6 protein-coding genes are annotated in these 4,863 nt (G+C 60.7%); all 6 read left to right on the forward strand.

From position 1 onward, the window contains the following. Window positions 1-509: efflux RND transporter permease subunit (locus tag PHI64_RS23335; protein ID WP_299888769.1), on the forward strand; the 509-nt coding region annotated here is incomplete at its 5' end. Window positions 510-565: 56 nt separating this feature from the next. After that, window positions 566-832: a DUF2933 domain-containing protein gene (locus tag PHI64_RS23340; protein ID WP_299888772.1), complete on the forward strand. Its 267-nt coding sequence runs from the start codon at window positions 566-568 to the stop codon at window positions 830-832. Then, window positions 819-1,469 (forward strand): isoprenylcysteine carboxylmethyltransferase family protein, encoded by a 651-nt coding sequence (locus PHI64_RS23345; protein WP_299888783.1) that lies wholly within the window; start codon window positions 819-821, stop codon window positions 1,467-1,469. Before PHI64_RS23340 ends, PHI64_RS23345 begins: the two co-directional genes overlap by 14 nt. Window positions 1,470-1,534: 65 nt before the next feature. After that, the gene (locus tag PHI64_RS23350; protein ID WP_299888775.1) at window positions 1,535-3,883 is read left to right on the forward strand and encodes a heavy metal translocating P-type ATPase; all 2,349 of its coding nucleotides are present in this window, start codon (window positions 1,535-1,537) and stop codon (window positions 3,881-3,883) included. 228 nt (window positions 3,884-4,111) lie between these two features. Further along, the gene (locus PHI64_RS23355) at window positions 4,112-4,462 is read left to right on the forward strand and encodes a hypothetical protein (RefSeq protein ID WP_299888778.1); all 351 of its coding nucleotides are present in this window, start codon (window positions 4,112-4,114) and stop codon (window positions 4,460-4,462) included. Between the two features lie 55 nt (window positions 4,463-4,517). Continuing rightward, a complete protein-coding gene (locus PHI64_RS23360; protein ID WP_299888781.1) occupies window positions 4,518-4,808 on the forward strand; it encodes a hypothetical protein in 291 nt (96 codons plus the stop codon). Window positions 4,809-4,863: the final 55 nt, after the last annotated feature.

Here is a 4,863-nt window from a genome sequence, read left to right on the forward strand (position 1 = left end):
TCTTCCTGCTGCTCTATCTGAACTTCCGGCGCATCACCGAAACGCTGATCGTCATGTTGTCCGTGCCTTTCGCGCTGGTCGGCGGGGTGTGGCTGATGTGGCTGCTCGGCTACAACCTGTCGGTGGCCGTGGCGGTGGGCTTCATCGCACTGGCCGGCGTGGCGGCGGAAACCGGCGTGGTGATGCTGATCTATCTCGACCATGCCTGGGAAGCCGTGAAGAGCACATGCCGCACTGCCGGCCGTGCCCCCAACGTGGGCGACCTCTATGAAGCGGTTATGGAAGGTGCTGTCGAGCGCGTGCGCCCGAAGATGATGACCGTCGTCGCCATCATGGCCGGCCTCTTGCCGATCATGTGGGGGACGGGCACCGGCTCCGAGGTGATGAGCCGCATCGCGGCACCGATGGTCGGCGGAATGATCTCCTCGACGGTGCTTACCTTGGCGGTGATCCCCGCGATCTACGCACTGGTGAAGCAATGGCGGCTGGATCGGGGCCGGGAAAGTTAGCGTGAACTGATCATCGGCGTCGCGCTGATTCTTGTCTTGCAACGTAGGAGGCCGTGATGATCGATCTTCGTAAGCCATCCCAAGCTGGCACTGATGGTCACTCTCACCATTTCCGGCGCGGCAAGTGGGTATGGTGGGTGTTTGCCGCGATTGCCCTGTTCTACCTCCTGACGGAACACCGTGCGCATCTGTTTGGTGTCTTGCCCTACTTGTTTCTGCTGGCCTGCCCCCTGATGCACCGATTCATGCATGGCCATCACGGCGCTCACAAGTCGCATGAGCGCGATGCGGGTGAAGGAGGAGATGGCCATGGACGCCAGTAACGGTGATTACGGGTTGTGGACGCTCGTTGCCATCAACTCGATTTTCTTCATCTTGTTTGCAGCCAGTTACTTCAAGCCCAAGAGCAAGCAGGACTGGCGAACGCTAGGCATGTTCTCGGCCTTTGTCGTCGCCCTGTTCACGGAGATGTACGGCTTTCCGCTGACCATCTACCTGCTCTCGGGCTGGCTGACGGAGCACTTTCCGGGCATCAACTGGCTTTCCCACGACGCAGGACATCTGCTCGAAATGATTTTCGGCTGGAAGGCCAATCCCCACTTCGGCCCTTTCCACATCCTGTCCAGCCTCTTCATCCTCGGCGGTTTCTGGCTTCTGGCTGATGCCTGGCCGGTGCTCTATGCCGCGCAGAAGGCGCGGGCGCTGGCGACGACGGGCCCCTACGCCCGAATCCGCCACCCTCAATACGCCGCCTTCATTCTCATCATGGTCGGCTTCCTGCTGCAGTGGCCGACCTTGGTCACGCTCACCCTGTTTCCGATCCTGCTTGCGACCTACATCCGCCTGGCAAGACGGGAAGAAAAACAGGCACTGGACGAATTCGGCGAGACATATCGCGACTACCTGCTCAGAACGCCCGGCTGGTGGCCAAAGTGGAGTAAGCACCCGACTAAACCTTGAAGGCCGGGTAAGAATCAAGGCCGAGACAAGAAGGAGTTGCCATGACATCCCCAGCGTCCGGACACATGCACGACCTTGCCCACCATCACGTTCCGTCTTCTTCTGGGCAAGTCGCTCCAGGAAGCGCGACAGACCCGGTCTGCGGAATGACGGTGAAGCCCGAGTCGACATTCCAAAGTGAATGGGAAGGCACGACTTACCGCTTCTGCAGCAGCAAATGCAAGACCAAATTCGATGCAGGTCCGCGTGTGTACCTGCAGCCTGCAAAGTCCGCCGTCTCCGATCCCGGTACCGAGTACACCTGCCCGATGCATCCAGAGATCCGGCAGATCGGCCCGGGCAACTGCCCGAAATGCGGGATGGCGCTCGAACCGGTCCTGCCTGATCTGGCGACCGAAGACGACAACAGCGAATACCGGGATTTCCGGCGACGTTTCTGGTTCAGTTTGCCGCTTACCGTTGTGGTGGTGTTCCTGGCCATGGCAGGCCACCTGCTCAACGGTCTGTCGCCGACCTCTCGCAGTGGAGTGGAACTGGTTCTGAGCGTGCCTGTCGTCCTGTGGGCAGGCTGGCCCTTCTTTGTTCGGGGCGCGCAGTCGCTGGTCCATCGCAGTCCCAACATGTGGACGCTGATCAGCCTCGGTACGGGCGCGGCTTTTCTTTACAGCGTTGCCGCGACGCTGGCGCCTGGCGTGTTTCCACTGTCGTTCATGGCCCATGGCCGGATCGGCGTCTACTTTGAGGCGGCGGCCGTCATCATTTCGTTGACCTTGCTTGGCCAGATGTTGGAGCTGCGCGCCCGTTCGCAGACTTCGGCGGCCATCAAGTCGCTACTGGGTCTGGCGCCGAAGACCGCACGGCGAATCCTGGCCGATGGCAGTGAAGAAGATGTCCCGCTCAATCATGTCCATGTCGGCGACCTCCTGAGGGTTCGGCCTGGCGAGAAAGTGCCGGTAGACGGCGCGGTGGTCGAAGGAAGCAGTTCGGTTGATGAGTCGATGCTGACCGGTGAGCCGCTGCCGGTCAGCAAGCGGGCACCGGACAAGGTGATCGGCGCGACGATGAACACCTCCGGCAGCCTCGTCATCCGTTCGGAGAAGGTGGGCGCGCAAACCATGCTTGCACAGATCGTGCAGATGGTCGCCCAGGCCCAGCGTTCCAGGGCCCCGATGCAGCGTCTGGCCGACGTGGTAGCCGGGTATTTTGTCGCCGCGGTGGTCACCGTCGCCCTGGCCAGCTTCTTTGCCTGGGGGCTGTTTGGAGGCGACCAGGGTTGGGTCTTTGGTCTCATCAGCGCAGTCTCGGTGTTGATCATTGCCTGCCCCTGCGCCCTGGGGCTGGCAACCCCGATGTCGATCATGGTGGCGACTGGCAAGGCCGCCACGCAGGGCATCCTTTTTCGGGATGCGGCCGCAATCGAGAATCTGCGCCGGATCGACACGCTGATTGTGGACAAGACCGGCACCCTGACCGAAGGACGCCCCGCGTTCGAGCGTGCTGTTGCCTTGCAAGGCAACAGCGAGGACGAGATCCTGCAAGTCGCGGCCAGCCTCGACCAGGGCAGTGAACATCCACTGGCCGATGCCATCGTGCGTGCTGCACGTGAACGGGGAATGAGCCTCGACAAGGTCGAGCAGTTCGAATCGGCCAGCGGCATTGGCGTCCATGGCACCGTTGGAGGCCGGCGCCTGGCACTTGGTAACGTGACGCTGATGGCACAGGAGGGGATCGCGCTGGAATCGTTTCCCGAACTTGCACTGCGCGCCGAAGAGCTCCGCCAGAGTGGCGCCAGCGTGATCCATCTTGCGCGTGATGGGCGGCTTCTTGGCCTGTTGGCGGTTTCCGATCCCATCAAAGCAAGCACTCCGGAAGCCTTGGCCAACCTGCGGACGGCCGGGCTGCGCGTGGTGATGGCGACCGGAGATGGTTTAACTACCGCACACGCTGTAGGGCAGCGGCTCGGTATCGATGAGGTCTACGGAGAGGTCAAGCCGGCCGACAAGCTTGCGCTCGTGGAAAAATTTCAGCGAGAAGGACATGTCGTGGCGATGGCTGGCGACGGCATCAACGACGCACCGGCCCTCGCCAAGGCGGATGTCGGCATCGCCATGGGAACCGGGACCGATGTGGCCATGAACAGTGCCCAACTGACCCTCGTCAAAGGCGACCTGAGAGGTATTGCCCGCGCCCGTGCGCTGTCGGTCGCCACGGTCCGCAACATGCGGCAGAACCTTGCCTTCGCGTTTCTCTACAACGCTCTCGGTGTCCCGATTGCAGCCGGCGTACTCTATCCGGCGTATGGGCTGGTTCTTTCGCCAATGATCGCCGCGTTGGCGATGAGTTTTTCGTCTGCCAGTGTGGTGGGTAACGCTCTGCGCCTCAGGAAGGCAGGAGCAGACAAACAGACTTCTTGAATTTTCAAGCTGAGCCTGCCCCGGCATGACCTTTCAGCCATTCGTGTGGATAAGGACTATGCCAAGCGACGGAGGGCTCGCCGCCTACCAGATTTGCCGTTGCAGGGAATCAAGAGGGTCAAACACACCTTTCTGACATTTCAAGGACATGGATGTAATGGTTGCGTCACCCCTTTGTCAGTCGCCAGATCGCACACTGAGTATGCGAACTCACAAGGAGGCAACATCATGAAACGCAATCTAGGCGTGACACTCGCTGGCGTAGCGCTGATTCTGACCTTGGGTGCTTGTTCATCAACGCCCCCCGTTGCGGAGATCCCGGAAGCCATTTCCAGTGCTTCAACTGCGGCTGATCACCAACGTATCGCCGACTACTTTGCAAAGAAGGCCGCCAGTTACGAGACCGAGTCCAAGCAGCACGAAAAAATGGCGGCCTCTTACTCTGGCCGCCCAAGAGGTGATGCGGGCTTGTGGGCGGCCCACTGCAGCAATCTGAAGACCAAACTCAAGGAAGCGGCCCAAGAGGCCCGGGCACTGGAAAAGGGGCATCGCGACCTGGCGGAAAGCCTTGGCAAGTAAGTCATTGCCGAACCGGCGCGAGTCTCGTGCGGTTCGGCTTGTACAGGGGAACATCATGCAAGAAGCGAACGAAGACCTGAGAGCGCGTCTTCAGGCCAATCTCGACCTTGCGGCCGGACTCTGCCGCTTGGGCTTCACGTACGGCGAGCAGGTGACGACATTGACCACCGAGACGATGCACAAGTGGGTGCATCAGGCTGACCACGACCCGAAAGCGCTGTTGCAGGGAGATGTTGCGGGTTTCACCGCGGCAAGTGGCCGGATTGCGGTGGATCACTGGTCGGCACTGCTTTCGTGCACGCTGGAATTTCAGAAGGCATTCCTGGCCGCACTTCCGAAGCGCTAGCGGCGCAGCGCTCAAGAGAAAGCTGACAGGAATGTAATCATCGGGTCATGTCTCT

Origin of the sequence: Zoogloea sp. (assembly GCF_028689785.1) — a bacterium.
Taxonomy (GTDB): Bacteria; Pseudomonadota; Gammaproteobacteria; order Burkholderiales; family Rhodocyclaceae; genus Zoogloea.

Coding starts and splice junctions, on each gene's coding strand:
- PHI64_RS23360 (WP_299888781.1), top strand. CDS start 4,518: ATGCAAGAAGCGAACGAAGACCTGAGAGCGCGTCTTCAGGCCAATCTC.
- PHI64_RS23345 (WP_299888783.1), top strand. CDS start 819: ATGGACGCCAGTAACGGTGATTACGGGTTGTGGACGCTCGTTGCCATC.
- PHI64_RS23340 (WP_299888772.1), top strand. CDS start 566: ATGATCGATCTTCGTAAGCCATCCCAAGCTGGCACTGATGGTCACTCT.
- PHI64_RS23355 (WP_299888778.1), top strand. CDS start 4,112: ATGAAACGCAATCTAGGCGTGACACTCGCTGGCGTAGCGCTGATTCTG.
- PHI64_RS23350 (WP_299888775.1), top strand. CDS start 1,535: ATGCACGACCTTGCCCACCATCACGTTCCGTCTTCTTCTGGGCAAGTC.